The sequence below is a fragment of the Flavobacterium lindanitolerans genome (assembly GCF_002846575.1).
GTDB classification, from domain to species: Bacteria; Bacteroidota; Bacteroidia; order Flavobacteriales; family Flavobacteriaceae; genus Flavobacterium; species Flavobacterium lindanitolerans.
Genome location: NZ_PJND01000008.1, coordinates 400,679 through 421,909 on the forward strand (window position 1 = coordinate 400,679; position 21,231 = coordinate 421,909).

Annotated in this window: 24 protein-coding genes; 14 read left to right on the forward strand and 10 right to left on the reverse strand. The window is 39.0% G+C overall.

Annotated elements, in window-relative coordinates:
* Window positions 1–7 precede the first annotated feature (7 nt).
* Window positions 8–646, forward strand: coding sequence for a hypothetical protein (locus B0G92_RS11675; protein ID WP_101472320.1), 639 nt, complete (start codon window positions 8–10; stop codon window positions 644–646).
* A 607-nt stretch (window positions 647–1,253) separates the two neighbouring features.
* On the opposite strand, the gene B0G92_RS11685 is transcribed toward B0G92_RS11675, so the two are convergent.
* The 3 genes from B0G92_RS11685 to B0G92_RS11695 form a co-directional block, all read right to left on the reverse strand.
* A complete protein-coding gene (locus B0G92_RS11685; protein ID WP_143395028.1) occupies window positions 1,254–1,844 on the reverse strand; it encodes a hypothetical protein in 591 nt (196 codons plus the stop codon).
* Window positions 1,845–1,877: 33 nt separating this feature from the next.
* Window positions 1,878–2,075 (reverse strand): hypothetical protein, encoded by a 198-nt coding sequence (locus B0G92_RS11690; protein WP_143395029.1) that lies wholly within the window; start codon window positions 2,073–2,075, stop codon window positions 1,878–1,880.
* A gap of 254 nt (window positions 2,076–2,329) precedes the next feature.
* Entirely contained in the window at window positions 2,330–3,364 is a 1,035-nt protein-coding gene (locus tag B0G92_RS11695) for a hypothetical protein (RefSeq protein WP_101472324.1), read from the reverse strand.
* 647 nt (window positions 3,365–4,011) lie between these two features.
* Here B0G92_RS11695 and B0G92_RS11700 point away from each other — a divergent pair.
* From B0G92_RS11700 to B0G92_RS11720, 5 genes are read left to right on the forward strand one after another with little or no spacing between them, the layout of a single operon-like run.
* Window positions 4,012–4,800, forward strand: coding sequence for an SDR family oxidoreductase (locus tag B0G92_RS11700; protein WP_101472325.1), 789 nt, complete (start codon window positions 4,012–4,014; stop codon window positions 4,798–4,800).
* 2 nt (window positions 4,801–4,802) lie between these two features.
* Entirely contained in the window at window positions 4,803–5,237 is a 435-nt protein-coding gene (locus B0G92_RS11705) for a DUF2147 domain-containing protein (RefSeq protein ID WP_101472326.1), read from the forward strand.
* A 5-nt stretch (window positions 5,238–5,242) separates the two neighbouring features.
* Window positions 5,243–5,443, forward strand: coding sequence for a hypothetical protein (locus tag B0G92_RS11710; protein ID WP_101472327.1), 201 nt, complete (start codon window positions 5,243–5,245; stop codon window positions 5,441–5,443).
* A 6-nt stretch (window positions 5,444–5,449) separates the two neighbouring features.
* On the forward strand, window positions 5,450–5,803 hold the full coding sequence (locus tag B0G92_RS11715; protein ID WP_101472328.1) for a DoxX family protein: 354 nt from the start codon (window positions 5,450–5,452) through the stop codon (window positions 5,801–5,803).
* Window positions 5,804–5,816: 13 nt separating this feature from the next.
* Window positions 5,817–6,725 (forward strand): helix-turn-helix domain-containing protein, encoded by a 909-nt coding sequence (locus B0G92_RS11720; RefSeq protein ID WP_056065612.1) that lies wholly within the window; start codon window positions 5,817–5,819, stop codon window positions 6,723–6,725.
* Window positions 6,726–6,910: 185 nt separating this feature from the next.
* Here B0G92_RS11720 and B0G92_RS11725 read toward each other — a convergent pair whose 3' ends face one another.
* On the reverse strand, window positions 6,911–7,261 hold the full coding sequence (locus B0G92_RS11725) for a winged helix-turn-helix transcriptional regulator (RefSeq protein ID WP_056065610.1): 351 nt from the start codon (window positions 7,259–7,261) through the stop codon (window positions 6,911–6,913).
* A gap of 85 nt (window positions 7,262–7,346) precedes the next feature.
* Between B0G92_RS11725 and B0G92_RS11730 the strand changes: the two genes are divergently transcribed.
* Window positions 7,347–8,105, forward strand: a complete 759-nt coding sequence (locus B0G92_RS11730) for an SDR family oxidoreductase (RefSeq protein WP_101472329.1) — start codon at window positions 7,347–7,349, stop codon at window positions 8,103–8,105.
* 236 nt (window positions 8,106–8,341) lie between these two features.
* On the opposite strand, the gene B0G92_RS11735 is transcribed toward B0G92_RS11730, so the two are convergent.
* Window positions 8,342–10,315, reverse strand: a complete 1,974-nt coding sequence (locus B0G92_RS11735) for a sensor histidine kinase (RefSeq protein WP_180326434.1) — start codon at window positions 10,313–10,315, stop codon at window positions 8,342–8,344.
* A 465-nt stretch (window positions 10,316–10,780) separates the two neighbouring features.
* Here B0G92_RS11735 and B0G92_RS11740 point away from each other — a divergent pair, with 465 nt between their 5' ends.
* Complete coding sequence (locus B0G92_RS11740; RefSeq protein WP_101472331.1) at window positions 10,781–11,224, forward strand: SDR family NAD(P)-dependent oxidoreductase; 444 nt, start codon at window positions 10,781–10,783, stop codon at window positions 11,222–11,224.
* A 6-nt stretch (window positions 11,225–11,230) separates the two neighbouring features.
* On the opposite strand, the gene B0G92_RS11745 is transcribed toward B0G92_RS11740, so the two are convergent.
* Window positions 11,231–12,304 (reverse strand): alpha/beta hydrolase, encoded by a 1,074-nt coding sequence (locus tag B0G92_RS11745; protein ID WP_101472478.1) that lies wholly within the window; start codon window positions 12,302–12,304, stop codon window positions 11,231–11,233.
* Between the two features lie 302 nt (window positions 12,305–12,606).
* Window positions 12,607–13,167: a YoaK family protein gene (locus B0G92_RS11750; protein ID WP_245867834.1), complete on the reverse strand. Its 561-nt coding sequence runs from the start codon at window positions 13,165–13,167 to the stop codon at window positions 12,607–12,609.
* Window positions 13,168–13,473: 306 nt separating this feature from the next.
* On the opposite strand from B0G92_RS11750, the gene B0G92_RS11755 reads away from it, so the two are divergent.
* From B0G92_RS11755 to B0G92_RS16625, 3 genes are all read left to right on the forward strand, one after another.
* Complete coding sequence (locus B0G92_RS11755) at window positions 13,474–14,304, forward strand: AraC family transcriptional regulator (RefSeq protein ID WP_056065596.1); 831 nt, start codon at window positions 13,474–13,476, stop codon at window positions 14,302–14,304.
* A gap of 79 nt (window positions 14,305–14,383) precedes the next feature.
* Window positions 14,384–14,746, forward strand: a complete 363-nt coding sequence (locus tag B0G92_RS11760) for a hypothetical protein (RefSeq protein ID WP_101472332.1) — start codon at window positions 14,384–14,386, stop codon at window positions 14,744–14,746.
* 362 nt (window positions 14,747–15,108) lie between these two features.
* Window positions 15,109–15,507, forward strand: a complete 399-nt coding sequence (locus B0G92_RS16625; protein ID WP_143395030.1) for a hypothetical protein — start codon at window positions 15,109–15,111, stop codon at window positions 15,505–15,507.
* Between the two features lie 276 nt (window positions 15,508–15,783).
* On the opposite strand, the gene B0G92_RS11770 is transcribed toward B0G92_RS16625, so the two are convergent.
* Window positions 15,784–17,283: a T9SS type A sorting domain-containing protein gene (locus tag B0G92_RS11770; protein ID WP_101472334.1), complete on the reverse strand. Its 1,500-nt coding sequence runs from the start codon at window positions 17,281–17,283 to the stop codon at window positions 15,784–15,786.
* Between the two features lie 221 nt (window positions 17,284–17,504).
* Here B0G92_RS11770 and B0G92_RS11775 point away from each other — a divergent pair, with 221 nt between their 5' ends.
* Together B0G92_RS11775 and B0G92_RS11780 are read left to right on the forward strand one after the other, a co-directional pair.
* A complete protein-coding gene (locus tag B0G92_RS11775; RefSeq protein ID WP_101472335.1) occupies window positions 17,505–18,017 on the forward strand; it encodes a low affinity iron permease family protein in 513 nt (170 codons plus the stop codon).
* A gap of 10 nt (window positions 18,018–18,027) precedes the next feature.
* Window positions 18,028–18,516 (forward strand): CinA family protein, encoded by a 489-nt coding sequence (locus B0G92_RS11780; protein ID WP_101472336.1) that lies wholly within the window; start codon window positions 18,028–18,030, stop codon window positions 18,514–18,516.
* 19 nt (window positions 18,517–18,535) lie between these two features.
* Here the strand turns inward: B0G92_RS11780 and B0G92_RS11785 are convergent, their stop codons facing one another.
* Both B0G92_RS11785 and B0G92_RS11790 read right to left on the reverse strand, forming a co-directional pair.
* A complete protein-coding gene (locus tag B0G92_RS11785; RefSeq protein ID WP_101472337.1) occupies window positions 18,536–20,104 on the reverse strand; it encodes an FAD-dependent oxidoreductase in 1,569 nt (522 codons plus the stop codon).
* 41 nt (window positions 20,105–20,145) lie between these two features.
* Window positions 20,146–20,448 (reverse strand): hypothetical protein, encoded by a 303-nt coding sequence (locus B0G92_RS11790; RefSeq protein WP_101472338.1) that lies wholly within the window; start codon window positions 20,446–20,448, stop codon window positions 20,146–20,148.
* 229 nt (window positions 20,449–20,677) lie between these two features.
* On the opposite strand from B0G92_RS11790, the gene B0G92_RS11795 reads away from it, so the two are divergent.
* Window positions 20,678–21,223, forward strand: coding sequence for a 2'-5' RNA ligase family protein (locus tag B0G92_RS11795; protein WP_101472339.1), 546 nt, complete (start codon window positions 20,678–20,680; stop codon window positions 21,221–21,223).
* Window positions 21,224–21,231: the final 8 nt, after the last annotated feature.

The window sequence follows — 21,231 nt, forward strand, 5'->3', positions numbered from 1 at the left end:
AAGTTATATGGACAAAGAAGTAAATCTAAAAGCAAAGAATACACCTATGTTGTGGATTCTTCTTTCAGCAAATATTTTAATTATCTGTGGCATATTTTATCCGCTATATTTTCAACAAGCAACAAATAAACTGAACATTGTTTTTATATTAAAAGGACTAGGCGCATCGATTGCCCCCTTACTTCTATTTTTGCTTAATGGGTTGCTATCCAGCAATCAAAAAGCCATTTTGATTTTTTGGAGGTTAAAAGATCCTTTACCAGGATCAGAAGCTTTTTCAAAACTTAGTAAACTAGATACAAGGATTAATAGAAAAAAATTGAAAGAGGAGTATGGACCTTTCCCTAAAAAATCTTCTGATCAGAATCGGCTATGGTATGAAATTTACAAACAACATGCGTTAGATATTGCGGTTTCAGAGAGTCATAGAGCTTTTTTGTTAGCAAGAGATTTAACGTCGATGTGTTTTCTCTTTGTAGTTTTTATTGGTGTCCCTACACTTTTAATTGTTAAATGGCCAATTAGTCTATATTACTTTCTTTTCTTGCTAATACAATATTTCGCAATAGTAATAGGGGCAAGAAATAGAGGTCGTCGATTTGTTATGAATGTATTGGCTGTTGCATCAAATAGTCGTCGTATTTAAATTAAAAAAAATGTTATGTAGCCTCCAGATACCAAATAAATAAGAAAACGTAAAATTACAGGTTACAATGTAAACACTCATCCTAAATAAAAAAATATGCCGATTTAATATTAAATAACTATCTTTGAATCAACTATTAGGATAATATCGTTCTTTCATATCAGATGGCTTCGTGCAGGGGCCTTTGCATAGATAAAACATTCAAATTTTCCATGGCACATTCGTGGCACATGTTGGAAAAAGCTAAAAAAATGGGGCTGTTGATATCAAAAACGGCATAGGTTCCGGACCCTTCAGCTCCACCAGGTAACCAAAATTTATCTTGCAAGGGAAATGCCGTCTTAACCGATGGCATTTTTGGTAAACGGAGTTTTTTATGGCACATTCGTGGCGCAGCACCTTTCTAAAAATCAGGAAATCAACGTTTATAGGGGCGCTAGGGCAATAGTTCGACTCTCCCCGACTCCACAACATGCGACGATTTAGCTCTATTAAGCTAAATCGTCGCTTTTTCAATTAAAACACTCAAATACCTTCCTCAGAGTATTTAATAGCGGCAGCCTGTTCCTCAGAATGATTGCTTAGACAGTTTTCAACTGCCAATACTTTAGATATTCTGCGATATCTTATCATTGATCATTTCATGTATTTTCCTGATATTGCCAATAGTTTCACTTTTTGTAACACTCAGTACAGGATTATTCTTAATAAAGGGTTTGGCTATCATTTTAAGCAAAAACGGCTGCCCCTTGAGCAGGCTGGTGGTATCTTTAAATGTCAACCTCATGAAAGGACTTTCGACAGGCCCCAACAGTTCAGCTTTTTTTATGTTTTCCCATGGTACAAACGCATTATAAAGCATTTGCTGGTTAATAAATATCCCATTACCGGCCACCCCAAATGAAGGCTTTTTAAGATCTTGCTTGAACCGCAAATAAAGATAGATAACCATAAAAGCAATGGCAAAACGACTACCCCACGTATATATGGTTGCAGGCCACCCAACGTCGGTTACGTACCGTAAATCTTTATATCTCCACGAGGTTACCAAGGCGCGGCGGGTATACTCCCAAAAAAACAGCCTGCAAATTGCAGCAGGAATGGCGCACACCAGTATGAGCACCGTAATATTTCGAAAGGATTTATTAATCGCTTGCCTGTTATGCGCAGCGGTTTCAATTAGATTCAGATTTTTCATTATACTGTTTATTTGGTTGATCTATATTCTCTACTACGTAATTTTAACCGGATCAGGAAAATCATTCTCCGTTAAATATGTCACTGTTATTTTTACTGGTTGCCATTGTAATTCCATACTTTGGAAATCTTCATCTGCTTCAACCTCACATAGAAAAGCTTCTTCCGAAATTGCATCGCCCAGAATAATCCAGGGATGTCCAAATTGTGTTTTCGCGTAGTAAATTTCCATTTTCGTATTTCCCCTAGCGGAATATAGTGCATCCCCCACCGGATAACCTTGGATTTCGCCAATTAATATAAGGCTTACCAGCGTTAGCAATTCCAAAAGTAAGAAACAAAAACAAAAGGTAAGCAGATAATAAACTAACGTTAATTTCCGTGATACAAACGTTGGATATCCGCTAACAACTGTTTTTGAAGCTGATATCCCTCTTGCCACAAAAGCTAACTTAGTAATCCAGTTTTCCTATTTACGGCTATTTTTTAGTTATTAAAGTGATTTCTTTCACTTTGCGAAACAAATACCGCCTTAGCTTCTGCATCTTTACTGCCATCAGTAAGGTTTGTCGCAACACCGTTTTTCCATATTTTGGCAATTTTTTTTGCGGCTGCATTCTCCTCATATCCTGCCATATATACATCATTACCTGCTGCATAAACAGACCAGGCACTTGCGTTATTGTTACCGTTAGTAAGATTGGTGGCTGTACCATTTTTCCAAAGTCTGGCTATGCGCTTCACTCCGCTAAATTCGTAACCTGCGACATAAGTATCAGTACCAAGTGCATAAACGGAAGCCGGAACAGTTTGACGGCTGCCATCTGAAATATTTTCCGCCACACCGTTTTTCCATAGTTTAGCTACTCTCTGGGACTCAGATGGTTCGTCGTAACCCGTTGCATAAACATCATTACCTGATACAAAAACTGACAATAAAAATGTATTACGGCTTCCGTCAGAAAGATTGGTAGCCGTACCGTTTTTCCATAATTTGGCTACATATTTAGTTCCATTACTTTCATGACCGCCAACATATATAGTATTGCCTGATCCGTGGACAGAAAAGATATAGGAACTAGTTCCATTGACAAGATTAGTTTCCACACCGTTTTTCCATACTTTAGCCATATCATGTATTCCGTTGTTTTCATAACCCGCTACATATACATCACTTCCTGCCACATACACAGACCGCCCAGCGGCGTTATAATTACCATTATTCAGATTGATGCCAGTACCGTTTTTCCATAATTTGGCTACATCTTTGGTCCCATTATTTTCATAACCTGTTACATATACATCATTACCTGCCACATAAACAGACTGGGCTGCGGCATTTTTGTTTCCATCAGTGAGATTGGTGGCTACACCATTTTTCCATAATTTGGCCACATTACCCTCGTAACCAACTACATATACATCGGTTTCCATTTCGTTAGACGGATTATTGTCATCGTCTTTGCTGCAGCCGGCTATTATAAAAATAGCAATCAGGCCTAATAAAAATTTAGTTTTCATATTCTGCTCTGTATTAAATTAAATAATTGCTAGGTAATAAACAGGGGAATTAAAAAATAGTACAGATGCGGCATATTCTAAATACTCTGGCTTCCAACAATTTTTTAACAGAATAAGAAGGATTGCTGCCATGACCACTAGAGTAGATTGTAAAAATTGCCTATACAATTCCCATACACTTTACATTGTTTTATATGATGTATTTTTAACCGTTCGATTAGAACAAAAATGTACAAATTGTTCTCATCAAAAAAATACTAATAGACAAACAGCATTTTAAATAGACCAGTAGCAAATGCGTTTCCGCAATGGTTATTAAGCTATCCCAAGCGGTATTTTTTTACCTACTTAAACAAAAAAAAACTATCACTGAATACTATGAAAGGAAATTTAATAATGACATCGGAAAATGCGGATGCCTTCGAGATGAGCATCGGCATGCCGGACAACACGATAAAGGAAATGCGTCGTGTACCTTTTGAGAGAAAACTTCTTTAAAAACTGTCAAGCAGTGTTGGCTGTTTTTTATATCTACTAAAATCCAATATTATTTAACCGACTGACGTACTATGGCTACAACATTGCGCCTTTCGGCTACAGTGCTCTATAGGTAATGACAGAACTTTGTATCATCAAATGTTATTACTATGGATTTAAAGAACAGTACTGTCCTCATCACAGGAGGAACCAGCGGTATAGGCCTCGAACTTGTAAAGCAGCTTACTGAAAAGGGAGCCCAGATAATTATTACGGGGCGCAGGCTTGAGGCTTTGAATGAAACAAAGAAGCAATTCAGTAACATCCACACTTTTCAGAGCGATGCGGGCAGTCCGGAAGATACAAGGCGGCTTTTTGAAGAAGTTACCCGACAATTTCCAGACCTTAACATCATTATCAATAATGCTGGCGAAATGCGGCTGATTGACATGTTGGACTCTTCCAAAAGCCTAGAAAACCTGATGCGTGAAATTGACATCAATCTTTCGGGAACCATCCGGATGGTACATCAGTTCCTGCCCCATCTAATGGAAAAACAATCTGCAGCTATTGTCAATGTCTCTTCTGCCATCGCATTTTTGGCCTATTCTTCGGCACCTGTCTACAGCGCATCAAAGGCGGGAGTTCACGCCTTCACCATGGCTTTACGCCTGCAATTGAAGGGAACGAATGTAAAAGTGCTTGAATTTATCCCCCCGGGAGTCAATACTAACCTGCAAAATGAATGGATACTACAGCCGAACCCACGCCAGATGATGGACGCAGACAAAGTAGTGCAAGTGGCTATTAAGGGACTAGAAAAAGATACGCTCGAAATCATGCCTGTTCTGGTAAAGATCATCAGGTTTCTGGGGCACATCATCCCTAAAGCACTGATGAACTTCGGCCACAGGGAATTTCAAAGATTCAGACAACTTAATAATCAACTAAAAACATAAAAATGAAAAAAAATGCTTTTGCAGTAATACTGCTACTCGTATCGATTACATCCTTTGCTCAGAAATTACCTGCCGACAAAATCGTAGGCGTTTGGCAGTGCGAAGATTATAAAATAGAAGTATTCAAATCAGGTAATACCTACTCGGCAAAGCTCTTGTGGTCCAAGGACATGTTCGAGACAGATGACAAAACACCCAAGAGAGATAGTAAGAACCCTGACTCAAAAATGAAAAACCGACCGGTACAGGGCATTACCCATATTACGGGATTGGTATATGAAGATGGCGCATATGTAGACGGAAAACTCTACAGCATACAAGATGGCAATACCTACAGCCTCAAAGGCAAGCTTAAGACCGCTGATGAACTTGAGACCAGAGGTTATAAGGGAGTGCCGATGCTTGGGAAAACTTTTAAATGGAATCGTATAAAATAAGTAAGATGGAAACAAAAAATAACGACACACTATCAAAGTTCTGGTTCATGGCTTCCAACACTGTTCCTCCGATAGGTTTTTTTCTGTTTTTCAAGCACAGGAACCGCCACCCGAACAAAGCACGCCAGGCATTGGCAAGTGCCGTAATTGGTGTGCCAATCGCAATAGCCATGGGCTATATAATGAATGCTTACCTCCTTAAATAATATAATATGGTTAAAAATATAATTTCATTAGTTCTGCTGATTATATCAGTAGCACTTAATGTCCGACATTCTTGGGATACGTTCAATTACAAGGGCAATCCGGAGTCTGTCAAAGCAATGGCGGATCTTGGCATAGGCGAATCCGCCGTTCCTTTCCTTGGGGCTCTTGCTCTGCTGATTGCGGTACTTTTACTGATTCCAAGGACATTTTTTCTGGGAAATCTGCTCAATGCTTTTGTAATTGTCCTGATTATGTCATTGGCATTGCGTGCTGGCAATTACAAGATGGCACTGTTTGAGATTCCGTTTCTTGTAATGCCATTAATTATGATTGGGTTGGGATACCCTTTCAAAAAATAACTTAACTTGCATTATGGCAAATTCGACACCTTACAGGATAAAATCAGTATCGGAAATACACCGCTTAATGGGGCTTCCCAGCCCCTGCCATCCACTTATCAGTATTGTTGACCTTAAAGGCCTTCGGAATGATACCGGTATTGATGCGGTTATCTTTGACCTTTATGTAATTTCTATGAAAAGGGGCTGTGATGGTTTGCACTACGGGCAGCAGAAGTATGATTTTGACGAAGGGATTATGGCCTTTTTATCACCAGGACAGGTGTTACGGGGCGAAGACGGCGGTGTGCCTCCCCATCTTGAAGGCTGGATGCTTTTTGTGCATCCTGATTTTTTATGGAATACCTCACTGGCCAAAAAGATAAAGAAGTATGAATACTTTGGATATTCGACCAGTGAAGCCCTGTTCCTTTCCGATAAGGAAGAGACTGTTATCAATGAAATTACAAAAAATATCAGGGACGAATACCATTCCAACATCGACAAATTCAGCCAGGACATCATCATTTCCAATCTTGAAACGTTGCTGAATTATTCCGAGCGTTTTTATGAAAGGCAGTTTATCACACGTAAAGTCACCAACCATAAATTGCTGGAAGGCGTCGAGGAGCTGCTGGAAGATTATTTTAGCACGAACGAACAGGCATTGCATGGCATCCCTTCTGTCGATTTCCTTGCCCGAAATCTTGCAATCTCTCCAAAATATCTCAGCAGTATGCTCAAGCAGCTCACCGGGCTTACGGCCCAACAACACATACAGATGAAGATACTTGAACAAGCCAAAGAAAAGCTTTCAACCTCTGGACTTACCGTCAGTGAGATAGCATTTAGCCTTGGGTTTGAGCATTCACAATCGTTCAGCAAGTTTTTTAAAGGTAAAACAAAACTCTCTCCTTTGGAGTTTAGGCGGTCGTTCAATTGAATACTTGCTACTTCCGTTTCTGAGAGCTATCAAGGCAGGCACACTACTTTCTGATTATTCGGAATACTCACTAAAAATGAAAATTTATAGAAAAATATCTCCTATTCACTTACTTAATATTCTTCCCAATTAAGTAAAACCAAGGTAATGGGGGCTGCTTATTCTGCTCATCACATTCCTAATGGCTAGTCACCCTTATCTTTCAACTTTTTTCGGTGGTTCCGTCCCCAGTCTCCCATAGCATTGGCTACTTCTTTCACGCTAAGCGCATATTCGGTGATCCTGTACTCTACTAATATTGGCGACGTGTCATGCACTTTCCTGGTGATCAGCTTATTGGCCTCGAGCGCCTTAAGCTCTGCGGAAAGTACCCTGTTGGTGATCTTTGGCACAAAATCCTTTATGTCCTTGAAACGGTGGTTTCCATGCTTGATTGCGATGATTATTGGCAGTCTCCATTTTCCGCCGATTACATATAATGTGTCCTGCACGTGCAGGATCAGCTCCTTTATCTGCAATGCTACTTCTTCCGTCATGTCGGTATCCTTTAGTATATCGATTACAAATGTATACTAAAAACCAGATACCTTTGCAGGAGTAATAATTAAAATTTTAAACAATATGAAAACAGCGTTCATTACTGGAGCGAATAAGGGAATAGGCTTTGAGACCGCAAGGCAATTATTGCAGCAAGGCTACCGTGTATTCATAGGCAGCCGCGACAGGAAAAGAGGAATTGAGGCCGTAGAAAAGCTTATCTCTGAAGGATTTTCAAATGCAGAATTTATCCAGATAGATGTCACAGATACCGAATCTGTTGAAAGAGCCCGGGCGTCTTTGGGTGAAAAAACAGACACCCTGGATGTGCTAATCAATAATTCGGGAATCAACGGTATCGAATTCGATGGAGACAAACCCCTGATGCATACGGCAACAGAAACCGACGTAACCAAATTTAGGGAAGTATTTGAAGTAAACGTATTCGGGGTTGTCAATGTAACCCAGGCATTTCTGGACCTGCTCAAGAAATCAGATGAACCCAGAATTGTCAACGTAAGCTCCAGCCAAGGTTCGCTTACCCTTCACAGCGATCCTGATTTTATCCATTACAGGCACAAAGGTGTCGTGTATCAGTCCTCCAAAGCGGCATTGAACATGTATACACTTGTACTGGCCTATGAACTTAGAGACCTGCCGTTCAAGGTCAATGCAGTAAGCCCGGGCTCGACAAAGACAGATTTCAACCATCAGCTCGGGCAGGGTTCTGTTGAAGACGCAGCCAGAAGAATTATAAAATATGCAACAATAGGCAGTGATGGCCCGACAGGCAAGTTTTTTTCCGAAGATATGAATCCTGAAACAGGGGAAATTCCGTGGTAAAACCAGCAGGTAATTTTAATTCAATAAAAAGATACCAATAAGGGCAGTTTCTTATTGGTATTTTGCTTACTGCACTATTTTTGGTTTCTTTCAATTCATTCAGCCTTTGTCATTTTAGTGCTGATTGATTTTATACAAAATGATTCCGCGATGCCAATGATCGTGCATTGTTACCTGTTCTTTGATAGCATTGGGTACTTCCATAGTCTTGGAAAAAATAATGGAAATTGGAAGTATTACCCCTCACCTGGCAGTACCACAGAAAATCTGATCCTGTTTTCCTTTTGATGGACCTGAAATGTGCCTCCATTATTTTTGACGTATTCCTGGCATAATATCAGGCCAAGTCCAACGCCCTGTTCATTTCCGGTACCACGTGTAGCGCTTGCCATCTTATTCCCAATCCTATTGTCGATATCTATTCCAGGATTATCCGCAACCTCATTTTCCGCCAAAAATTGTACGCCTTCGGGTATAGATTGCAGCGTAAACCAGATTCTTCCGCCTAAGGGGGTGAATTTAATTGCATTATCGATCAGATTTCGTAACACAAGACTGACCTGATTGCGATCAGCGCTAATGATGCTGTTGTCCTCAACCAACCGTTCCAATTGGATACCTTTCTGTTTAATCAGAGGAAGATAGAGCACCAATAATTCATCAAATACAGCCTTTAATTCAAAACGGTCCTTTTTGGTTATCAGACCGTCCATCTGGCTTTGCGCCCAATGCAAAAGGTTATCCATCGTATAACTGACTGATTTGATTGTTTTTTTATTTTCTTCGAGTAGTTCCTGCAATTCCTCTGGAGTCAACAGCTGCATGTCGCTCAGCGACAGTATACCTAAAAGGCTATTCAACGGGCTTCTAAGATCGTGTGCAATGATTGAAAACAGTTTGTTCTTGATGGCATTGGAACTCTCCAGCTCCTTGATCGTACTGTTGAGCTGTAACGTACGTTCGTGTACCTTTTCCTCGAGGCGTTGATTCTGTGTTCTTACCAAAAACAGATTTTCGTCCCTGACCTCTTGTTCTGTTTTAATAATCACTTTATACCGATCGCCCAGTGCGAAGGAAAGCAATAGCAGTTCGAGGGTCGAGCCAATAGGCACCAGTTGAATCGTGAATTCGCTGGACGGGATAAGTCTACCCAGGCTTAGCGTAACCATCGCTACAGTCACCCAGATAAAGAACCAGGCCACGATATAATACTTTGCAGGTCGGTGTCCGTTCCGATAGGCAATTACACCTGCAATCCATGCCACTACGGCTACTGTTACCGTCAGGAATTGAGCAATAGTTGTTGCCGTGTGTTTGAATCCCAAAGCACTGACAAAAAAAAGAATCAGGCCAAGGCCGCCAATCCCATAGAAAATACCCAGCATCTTAGGTGCTCTTTGCCGCAGGTGGAGGAACTTATTGCAGAACAGTAACGAAGCTATTACCGAAAAGCTCAGGAGAACATGGGGATACTGATTAAAAAAGATCCTTATTTCATCTCCAAAAATAAAACCGTATCCCCTGATATAGATAAGCAGGTAGCTTGATAACGTAAGTACATATAGTGCGTAATAAAGATAAGTGATGTCCCTGACGCTGACATACAGGAACAGGTTAAACAGCAACAGCCCAATCAACAACCCAATATAGATATATTCGATTCCCTGTTTGAACTCCTGCCCCTGTATCACGCTTTCTGCCGTAGCCAACTTTATTGGTGCCAGCAAGATATTATTTGTCTTCAATCGTAGATAGATCGTTTTATTTTCAATCTTTGAGGTGACCGGAAGATTCAGCATAAAGTTGTTTCGGACGATTACATTGGGCTGGGTAGTCCTAAGGGATCCCGTCTTAAAAAGGACTGTTTGGCCTTTACTATCGGTTGTGTAGGCATCGATGTATTCGATATTGGGCGCATCAATGATGAGATACAGAGGCAAGTCCTGCTTTGCAGTGTAACTGATTTTTATCCACCATGCCGAAGAAGTGTTACCAAAATTCAGGATTTCGTCCTTCCCTTTTGTAAATTCGGTATCGGCTAGTTTTTTGACATCGGTTAATGACATCGCTGAACTTTTATCTTCCAGGTAGTAAAGTTCGTCACCTATATTTTGATAACTGAAATCATTGGTCGACTGTCCCTTGCAGCATACCGCGAAAAACATCAGGAATAAGGTTATTCCAATAGTGAAATGGATGTTTGACCTCAAGCTAATTCTATTCAGTAAACAGCTTATCAAAAAATCCCGTTGCAACATATTCCAAAATCTAAAATTAGCAGATGACAAAAATAGTACAAAACGGTATGTTCTTCGTAAGGTTCTACATCGAAGTTTTTGACATCTACACGGCACACAGTCATTTGTTGGTGTTACAGCTCTTTTCCTGGAAATTCTAGTATTAATATTAACAAAAACAAAACATTTGATAAGTTCAGATGTAAGGAATGATCCCTCAAAAGGCAGCTCGGAGAGTTATTGCTATTCAATTTTTACAAGCCTTTTTTAATACAATTCAACAGAAATCTCATCAGTATGCAGCTTGAATATAAATGCGGGCAATGTGACTGGCAACTTAGAAGCTTTCTCGATATAACTACAAATGTTCCTGATTTGGCTACATTCATAGCTAACAAAATCAGGAACTTTGTTATGTAAAATTTAAAAGATATAATTATGCATACAAATGAGAGAAAAACAGCACTGGTTTCAGGTGCTAACACTGGTGTCGGGTTCCAGATAGCCAAAGCTTTGGCTGATAATGGATACACGGTATATTTGGGTTCCAGAAACCTTAAAAAAGGAGAAGCGGCTGTTGCAGCCATCGGTGGCCTTACTAAAGCCCTTCAATTGGACATTACGGATAACGACTCTATACAAGCGGCAGTGAACGTCATTGAAAATGAATTCGGATACCTCACCGTACTTGTGAATAATGCTGCTATTTCAAATGCAGGAAAACCTGGACGGACTATGCAGGAAATTTTGTCAGCACAACTTGCCAGTATCACGTCGATAAATGAGATGAAGACCGTTTGGGAAACGAATGTCTTTGGAACTCTGGCAATAACGCAGGCGTTTTTGCCATGGAATTGCTCCCTTATTTGCCATAAAAACTGAAGACAATTATCGTAAAATTTTACTGCATTTTTTAATTTTAGTACGCAGTCTTTTCGTTACCTCTCTCATTTCCGATTTGGACAAGTGTTTATCCTTTGCTGTATTTTTTAATGCTTTCTGATAAAAGGATTTTGCTTCTGAAACACGGTTTAAATGGAACAATGCCTCTGCTTTTATTTCAAGATGACCCCAAAAATCCGGGAACTGCTTTAATTTATTGTCCTGTTCTTCCAGAATATTTATCCATTCCCATTCGTCATAAACAAAGCTAAGTCCTAATCCAAAGCCTACTACCGGAGTAGCATTGTGGGCAAAGCCTGTCAAATCATTAAAGCCAAAAGAAAGGTTCTTTTGATTTCTTAGTGTTTTTTGTACCTTAAATACGTTTTTTCTTAAGGAAATTTCATCCCATCTCTTATCACCAACGGCTAAGTAGAAGCTGCCATGAACAAGGCTTGCCTTTTCATGTAATAGTTCGATAACATCATTTTTGTTTGGCCAGTAAGCCGGACTAATTGCTATACAAGAATTAAAAACATCATTATCCTTCAGAAATGCGTACGTTGCAAAATATCCACCAAAAGAATGACCTGCTATGGTTATTTTATTTGCTTTCCCATACTTATCTTCAAGCAAAGGAATCAATTCTTCTTTAAGAAAATTTAGCAGCTTGTCTTTCTCCAAAAGTTCCGTATTCCTGTCTTCGTGAATTATTCCAATCAAATAGCTCTGTGGTATTTCTTTATTAGCGATTAAATTGTTGGCAGATTGTAGAAATGACCCATTGATATTTTGGTCATCTGCATCCATATATACAATATAGTTACTTTGTTTCTCCTCTGTCTTTGCAGGTGAGGGTTTTGTTATAATTACTTTTCTTTTGGCATCAAATACTTTTGAATGGATCGTTATTGTATCTGAAATACTCAAGTGTGAATAGCTTTGGGAAAAGCAAAAATTACAAGCAAAAAGTTGAATGAACAGAAAAATATTCCCTTTTGAAACAGTCGTTACCCAACCTGTTTTGAATGTTTTTTTAGCATTTCCTATAAAGTCTCCCAAAAGTGTAACGTATTGCATGGCATTTTTTTTATATTTCAAAACTAAGCGAAACAATAACGAAAAAATTGTAAAATTGAGACATTAACAATTTAAGGTTTTGCAATGTATTTCTTTTCCAAAACAGTTAGGTGGTAAAACAGAAATTCAATTGTGAACTCTTAATTTACGCCTGATGTGGTAGATTCTCAAAAGTATACTGTCATACCAAAGTGCCGCGGCCAGTAAGGCAACCGGAATGTATAGCGTCCTGATTCCAAGTTGGAGAAAAATAAAACCGCCCAAAAGTCCCCCTATAAAAAAGCAGCCGATAATTGCGGCTTTCAAAAGGATACTCTTTCTAAGATAGCACGCTCAGACAATCCTCTGTAAAATAGTAACTGTGAGAGCTCTATTCCCAAATCGGTAAATAATCCGGTCAGGTGGGTGGTCCGTACTACAGATTGGGAAACTTTGGTCACAAGCGAATTTTGTAGACCCATGGCAAATAGCAGCAGACACGAAAGGAAAACTTTTGAAGGGAACTGGTCGTTGTCCATAGGCGTATCAGCAAAGCTAACCACCAGAAGCACAATAATTTCCAAACTTATAGGCAATGCATAGGAATGGATTACATTGCGTCTGGCTGCGATTTCAATTAAGATACTTGAAACGAATGCCCCGGCTAAAAAGAACACAACATAGAAAAGATATACCCAGACAAGGCTGTAATTTTTTGTAACAAATTCTTCCGATAAGAAAGCAAAATGACCTGTGACGTTGGTCGTCAATGTGTTAAGACCCAGCACTCCGACAATATTTACAATACCCGCAACCGCTGACAAAAGTGAAGCCAGCCTGAGGTTGTGCAAATAGGTTCTACCCTTTCCCGTATGTCTAAACATCCTGTTAACGCTTTAAAAGCAAATTTATAAAAAAGGGGGCTAAAAGTGTGCTTAGGAGTGGATTGCAAGCTATTTTTAAAAAAACCAACAAAATTCTTCCTGTATAGACAACTCAACCTGAAAAGCCAAAAGATATACTCTCCTACTCAGTATGTTGATACTTGTTATGGATTATTCAATCTTTTACCAAAATATGGGCAAAAATCCCGCTAATAAAAATTTTGTAATTTTACATATGCTAAACATGAGTAGCTTTAATTAAAGTTCAAGAATGTCACGGGTATTTTCTCATAAATAAACAGATTTATGTATCACCAGTTACTTCCCATACAGCCTGCGTTGGGCAGATATATTGCAAACGCCTCATATTTTCAACAGAATCCGGAGGACTTTTGCGAATTTAAGATGGTTCCCCGGATTTTTTCAACATTATTTTTTGTGATAGAAAAGAAGCAGTCTCTTGAAATGTTGTATGGTACTGAAAATTATATATTCCGTCCCAATTCTGTTTACGCCTTTGGTGTGGGAAATCTTCCTGCTTCATTTCATGTTTTGTCTGAAATCGAAGTTATACTGGTCCAGATGCAACCTGGTATTTCCTGTCTATTCCACAATGATGATGCGCATATTTTTGCCAACAAGCGGTTTGATATAACAGATATCGATCAAAATACCCGAGACGTGAATGAAAAACTAGCTTATGCCGATTCAGTAGATTTAAAATGGCAGTTGGTACAGGAGTATCTTATCCGAAAATTTAGGGTAAATCTTCCCTTAAAATATGGCGCGGTTGCAAAAGCCATCAATATTCTGTGTCAAAAATCGGGTCATTTTCCTGTGGAAAACCTAAGCGAACAAGTGTTTACCAGTAACAGGAACCTGAATTATCTTTTCATGGAGTATATCGGTTTTTCTCCAAAAAAATATGGCGATATGATTCGTTTTAATTCATTTGTAAATCTTTACGCCCAAAATCCGGAAATACTGTTCGATATTGCACTGCGATGCGGCTACCACGATCTTTCTCACCTGAACAAGGATTTTATGCGATACATGGGGACTTCGCCGTCGGATTATTTTTCAAATACCCATTCCGACATCAATAATTGGTGTGAACTGGATTATCTGAAACCCTGAAAATTTCCGTTTTTTACAAACAATGATGCGTTGTGTAATCCTAATTTTGTTTTAAAGTATTAATAGAAAAACGAATGTTATGAAAAAATTGTTTGTCTCTTTGCTATTTCTTTCGCCATTCTTTATTGCAGGATGTTCAAAAGATGATGATAATGCTTCTATTGCAAACTGCGAAGCAAAAAATTACGGGGTTGTAAAAGTATCTTTTGGTGACATCAATATAAAGCACGGTATATTGGTAACTCAAATTGGCAGTGAAAGTATTACCCGAGAAAAAATAATTGAAGCAGGAAAAGGGAGTGATACCATCAGATTAGTACCGGGGAGTTATCATATTAATGTAGCAAGTATTAACAACTCCAATCAGGCTATAGAAGATCAGACTTTTACCAATAGAAACATCGTTCAGTGTCAGGAAATGAGTTTCCAGGTAGCATTTTAATCTAAAGATTTCAGTTTGGTTCTTATAAATTAAGATATTGGATCCGTTTATCAGCAAGCAGAATAACTATGAAGAACAACCAATTATTGATAGCATTCTTTTTTAGCGTGGTAGTAATATCCTTGGCAGGATTTTTCAATTCCTATATCCGTTTTTTACCGGATACAACTAAATTCCCACCGGTTATTCATATCCACTTTGCGGCCTTCATATGCTGGTTTGCCCTGCTGCTTGTGCAGCCGATTCTTATCTGGCGAAAGAAGTATGCGTTACACCAAAAGATTGGCAAAATCTCATATTTTTTGACCCCCGTTCTAGTAGTTACCATTCTTATACTGGTAATCCGCCAAACAAAAAGGGAAATGAACATCTCAGAAGACAAAGCTGCGATTACGGCCTTTATCGGACTACTGGATGCTATTTCGTTTTCGGCATATTACCTGATTGCAATGTTCAACAGAAAGAATCTCCGATGGCACATAGCTTTTATAATTGCGGCTTCCCTTATTATACTTAATCCCGGAATGTCAAGATTGCTTAACCATATAAAACCGGGACTGGGTCTGCCGGCCTCAGTTTTACTTCCTTTTATAATTTCAATAAGTATTGTACTCATAGAAAAAATCAGATGGAAGAAACGTGTTCTCCAAAGTCCTTACTTCCTGTTTCTTTGCTGCTGGATATTTGAAATAGTCTTGTTTATTACAATACCCAAGACTGACTTTTGGCATTCACTGATAAGAAAACTGATAAATTCATAATCATAGTATAGCCGATTTGTTTCCATATGCCGCGAAATAAAGTCCTTTAAATTGAAGTGTTAACCATTTTGTCAAGCTTTCTTTAAACTTTATTCTAATCCAAAAGGTTAATTTTTATATTCCTGTGAGAATCTGCAGGCTTTTTTATACTCCAATGAAATCAATAAAAACAGGACGGCTCTTTCAAAATCCGGTTTCCTCAATCCTGCTCTCTCAAGATGAATTGCCAAATATTTAAATGTACCGTCCTAAAGAAACAGACTAACTATTACTTTTTTATTCTTTTATAAATTTTGTTGAAACATAGCTACCATTTTCAAGGCTAATTCTTAAAAAATACATCCCTTTTAAAATTCCGGACACATCATAAGCATAAGGTGAAACCTGATTTACAGTTATTCTTTTTCCCGTCATGTCATAAACCGAAATTTCCTGTAGGGTTTTATTCGTCCGGATAGTAAGAATGTCTTTAACCGGATTGGGGAAAATGGTGGCTTCTACAGCTTTATTTTCCGGAAGTCGCAATCTACAGTCTTCAATATTCATATACGAATCTACCAACATTGGCGAAGACATTTCGGAACAGCCATTCACCGTAGTCAACACCCTGTAGGCTCTTCCGGGTTCAACCTGCAAGGATTGATTTGTTGCCCCATTTATTGGGCTTGTTTCATCATACCATTGATAGCTATCTGCAGGCTGTGTCCAAAGTGTTCCAGTTTCATCCGGGCAAAGTAAAAGGTTTGGGTAAATGGTATTCGTGTGGGCACAAAAATTTACGGTACGTTCAAAAACCGACTCTATATTCTGCCCTAAAAAACATTTGTAGGAAGTCAGTCTGATTGTATAAGTTCCATCCGCAGAATAACTATGTGTTGGCGTGCGGTCTGTTGCAGTTGTTCCGTCACCAAAATCCCATATAAAGGAATTTCTGTAAGTGGTTTCATTCCTGTTTATTTTTATTTCATTATGGCCGGTTCCTATTACATAATCAAAATCTGAAACCGGGACATATCTTCCTATATACCATTGTTCCATCTGGTCAAACACTAAAGTTTTAGCCGCATTTCTTATAATGGATGCCGTATTTGCATCCAAACCATAATTATTAGAAATCTGTCCGGGATTTTTTCTGAAAATAGTAGCATAAAAGCAACAGGCGGCAAGATAAGAACCGGCAACAGACGGATGGCTGCCATCAGCCTGATACAACTCTATGGAAGGGTAATTTTCCCTTATATGTTTCCAGACTACTCCTACAGGTGTAATTTCGGATTCGAACAAATCTGACATGCTTACATATCGGTTCGTCAATTGGGTCTGCATTCCGTCATAAGTACACACGGCTGGATTTGCAGAACAATTTTGAGTATCCCCGTTTTTATATCCCCAGGTCATAAAAGACATAACCTGTGCACAAGGCTTATTTGCTTTTATAAACGTTGTCAGGTTATTAAACCCGTTCATGAATCCGCTTGGAATTATAAATGCCGGCCGTTGGCTTTGCTCCTGTAATATGATATAATCCCAATTTTGTGACCTGATTTTGTTTAATGAAACAGTGCTTGCAAAATGGTCTTCCAAAGTATATCCTCCTATTAAGTGGCTGTCATAAACTAAAACATCGCCCACACTGGCAGCCAATTCAGAAATTATATAGGGCAGGTCATTTACATAAGTATAACTGTTCCCTAAAAACAACACCTTTCTTGTCTGATTCTGACCCGATGCTTTTACCATAAAAAGCAATAGTATTAAGAGGATTAATTTTTTCATAGCATGAAGAAGTATTAAATGGCCGCTAAAGCCAAACCGATTCAAAATTACATGTTTCTTTTTATATAAAATTGTACAGAAACGACATAAAGCTAATCCCTTATTTATAAAAGATACCGGATTTAAATTGTAAAAAATTCTGTAAGGCTTCTCAAAAAAAATATAACACCCATCAACAGGGTATTTATGAACTTTATACTAAAAGCTAACACAAAGACCCTATGGAATCAAAAAACAAAAAAAAGAAAGATTTTTTTGAAACTTTCGCTTCAAAAGTTGCCCATGCGACAGGCTCTACAGCCGCTTTTCTGATCGCTTTTGCTATAGTAGTAACCTGGGGAATATGCGGTCCTGTTTTTAACTATTCCGAAACCTGGCAGCTGGTAATCAATACCGGAACTACAATTATCACTTTTCTGATGGTTTTTCTTATCCAGAAATCTCAAAACAAGGATTCGCTTGCCATGCAGTTAAAACTTAATGAGCTTTTGGCTTCCAGCAAACTGGCCAGCAATCGCCTGGTAGATATTGAAGACCTTACTGAAGATGAAATGCTAATCATTAACAGGTATTACAGCAAGCTGAATGAATTGGCTAAAAAAGAAAGGGCACTTCACGAATCACATTCACTTGATGAAGCCAAAGAAGGACACCAATACAAAATACGCCTCAAGAAGCCCAAAAACAGCAAACGTTCTGTAGCGAAAAAGCCACAAAACCGTAAAAAAACTTAATTCTTACATCATGGCCATAGAAAGTATTTTAGAATGCAGCAAACTTATAGCCGGGAAAAAATTAAAGATTGCTTTTGCTGAAAGTGCAACCGCGGGATGGCTCGCGTCGGAATTTTCATTCGTCCCGGAATCCGGTGAGATATTTTTGGGTGGTATTGTTTGTTATGATGTTTGTGTAAAAGAAGAACTCTTCGGCATTCCTAAAGAAACCATTGAAAAATATACGGCAGAATCTTCTGAAGTAACAGAATTGCTTGCAGAAAGACTGGTGAAATTTTTCAGAAATGATATTTCAGTAGCCATTACCGGATTAACGTCACCTGGCGGTAGTGAAACTCCGGAAAAACCTGTGGGAACTATGTTTATCCATATCAAAATGCAGGACAAAAAATATATTGCCCATAGAGAAGTATTTACGGGCAGCCCAAAAGAAATCATATCCCAGACTATAAACAAGGTAGGACTTTTGCTTGTGGAATTATTAAAAGATCAGAAGTAATTCCGGAAGGCCAAATAGCCTATGTAATACGAATTTTTCGTAAATTTTCAATTGATGGTCCATTCACCACTTTGCCTTCATGCGTAAATCGGGAACCATGACACGGACAATCAAATGATTTTTCGTCATTATTCCATTGTACGATACAGCCCAGATGCGGACATACTGCATTAAAAGCACTTAGCTTATTATCATAATCGCGATATACCGCTATTTTACGTATGCCATGGGAAAGGACACCACCCTGCCCCGGTTCAAGGTCGGCAATATTTTGAAGGTCAGGTGTTCCTATCCAATCCATATATTGTACGGCCATATTGCCTGCTTCTTTTAAAAAATCGATGGCAGTGCTTAAAGTAATGCGGGAAGGACTGTACAATTCCTGCCATCTATTAGGAATGCCTCTAATGCTATCTGTGATAATCATTCCACCCAATGTGGCGTGTGTCATTCCGTTTCCGGAATCGCCTGTTATGATATAAATATTTTCATCACCCGGATTTTTACCCATAAATCCTAAGGAATCTACAGGTTCAATAATCTGGCCGGACCAGCGATAGGATAAATCTCCAAGCATAGGAAAACGCTCACGCGTCCAGGCTTCCAGTTTGTCATAACGTGCAGACTCCGAAAGGGACTCCTCATCTCCCTGCCCTGTTTTATGGTCTTCTCCACCCACTATGAGCAGGTCATTTTCTGAATCATATTCCGCTACTCGGGCATAATGATACGGTTGTGATACCCATTTGGAATCCATGTCGCCCGTATCCCACCATAACGCATAAGGAAGCAGACCTTTCCTGATTTTGCCGGCAATGACATAACTTCTGTAGGCATGCTGTTTGGTGTGCATCTTCAAAACATCATTCACAGGAGAATTTGTTGCTACAACGATGTGGTCTGCCCTAAAAGCAAATCCATTTACCGTAGCTCCTTCTTTAGTGATGTTTTCAGCATGTGCTTCTGTGTATATGATACCTCCATAACGTATTATCGCTTTTGCAAGTCCACTCAGATACTGAAGTATATGGAATTGAGCCTGATTAGGAAAAACAATACATCTTTGGTCACTACCTCCCGCCATAGTTGGAATTTTTGGCAACAGGATTGTGGAAAGTCCTGCTCTTTGTGAAGCTTCCAGTTCCTTATCAAGATTCTCTTCCTTGTCTGACGGATGCAGGAATAAATAACCATTTACTCTCCTGAATGCACAATCAATATGTTCTGTCCTGATAATTTTCTCAATTTCATCAATTGCCGCCGTGTGGCTTTCTGCCGCTAATCCAGCCGCTTCTTTTCCAAATATCCGTTCCAGATAATAGTAACGGTCATCAAGCGCATTACTTAAATGGGCCGTAGTTCTTCCGGTTTCACCGCTTCCTATAAATCCGTCTTCCACAACTATGACTTTTTTTCCTGCTTTTGAAAGAAGATAGGCAGTCGTAAGTCCTGCAATACCACCGCCAATAATCAACACTTCGGTTTTTGCCGAACCTTCCGGTTTTTTAAAAGAAATTATGGGCGTAGTGTCTATCCAAAAAGACACATTATCGCCTGAAGAAATGAGTGCATCGCTGAAATTATTCATAATATTTTATTCAATTAAGAGTACATGTATCTAAATGATTTTTATTGTCCGTCATTAGTGTCTCCTCCGGGTGAGGTTTTGCTTCGCGGACCATGTGCCCTGTTTGCCTTCTGGTTATTATAGCGGCTGTCTCCATTTTCAGGAACCTGACTGTCAACTATCGTCTTCCCTTTATTGAGCTGCCCATCTTTTGTGTTTGTTGTTTCATTGTCGTCAGAACCAAAATCACCGGAACCACTGTATTGATTACGGGCCGTATCTTTATCGTCTGTAGCTTTTGCAGCTGTTTTGTTAGTTGCCGGCATTTCTTTTTTTGATTGCTCTTTTTGATTATCTTTTTTCATGACTGTATTTTTAAGTTATCCATCTTATTCCATTCTGTCCGGAAAAAGATTGTCCTATTAAATTTCCAAATAAAAACTACTGTGGGCATTATATAATTCTAAAATAAACTTACATGACGTTTTTTGAACGCATCAGACCTTAAATTATATAATAATTTCTGAGCTTTTTAGTAGGTAAAAAAGACGGGGACAGATTAAATTTGGATACAGAAATATCTTTATTTTAATTATGAAGAAACGCATCCATAACCAGACTTCTTTGTTCGGGCCTGACTATGCCTATCTTGTCGTGCTTTCTCCTCCGGACGACATTAAGGCTGATATAGCCCTGATCAAGAAGGAACTGAATGCTATTGCGGATATTACGGAAAAGAATGTCCATTCTATCGCCCATATTACCCTAACAGACCGACGTACAGATGATGAAGCCTTACCCGAAATTATAAAGGAACTGACTTCCGGAAGCAAGCCTTTCCCGATAAGAGTGCAGGGTTGGGATTATTTTGACCACAAAAACAGCGTTACCGTTTATTTAAAAATCAATAATCCGGAACCTATTATAGAGCTGATGATTTCTGTGAAATCCAAAGCCAGGACTCCCCATATTAGCCTGGCGAAAAAAATTCCTCATAAAACATTTGAGGTACTAAGACCTTATCTTGAAAAATTGGAGTATTCTGCAGAATGGACCTGCAAGGAAGTTACAGTACTTAAAAAGCTGATGTCTAAAAAAGAACTTGGATTTAAGGACCGGGTGTCGATACCGCTGCAATAAGAGTGACT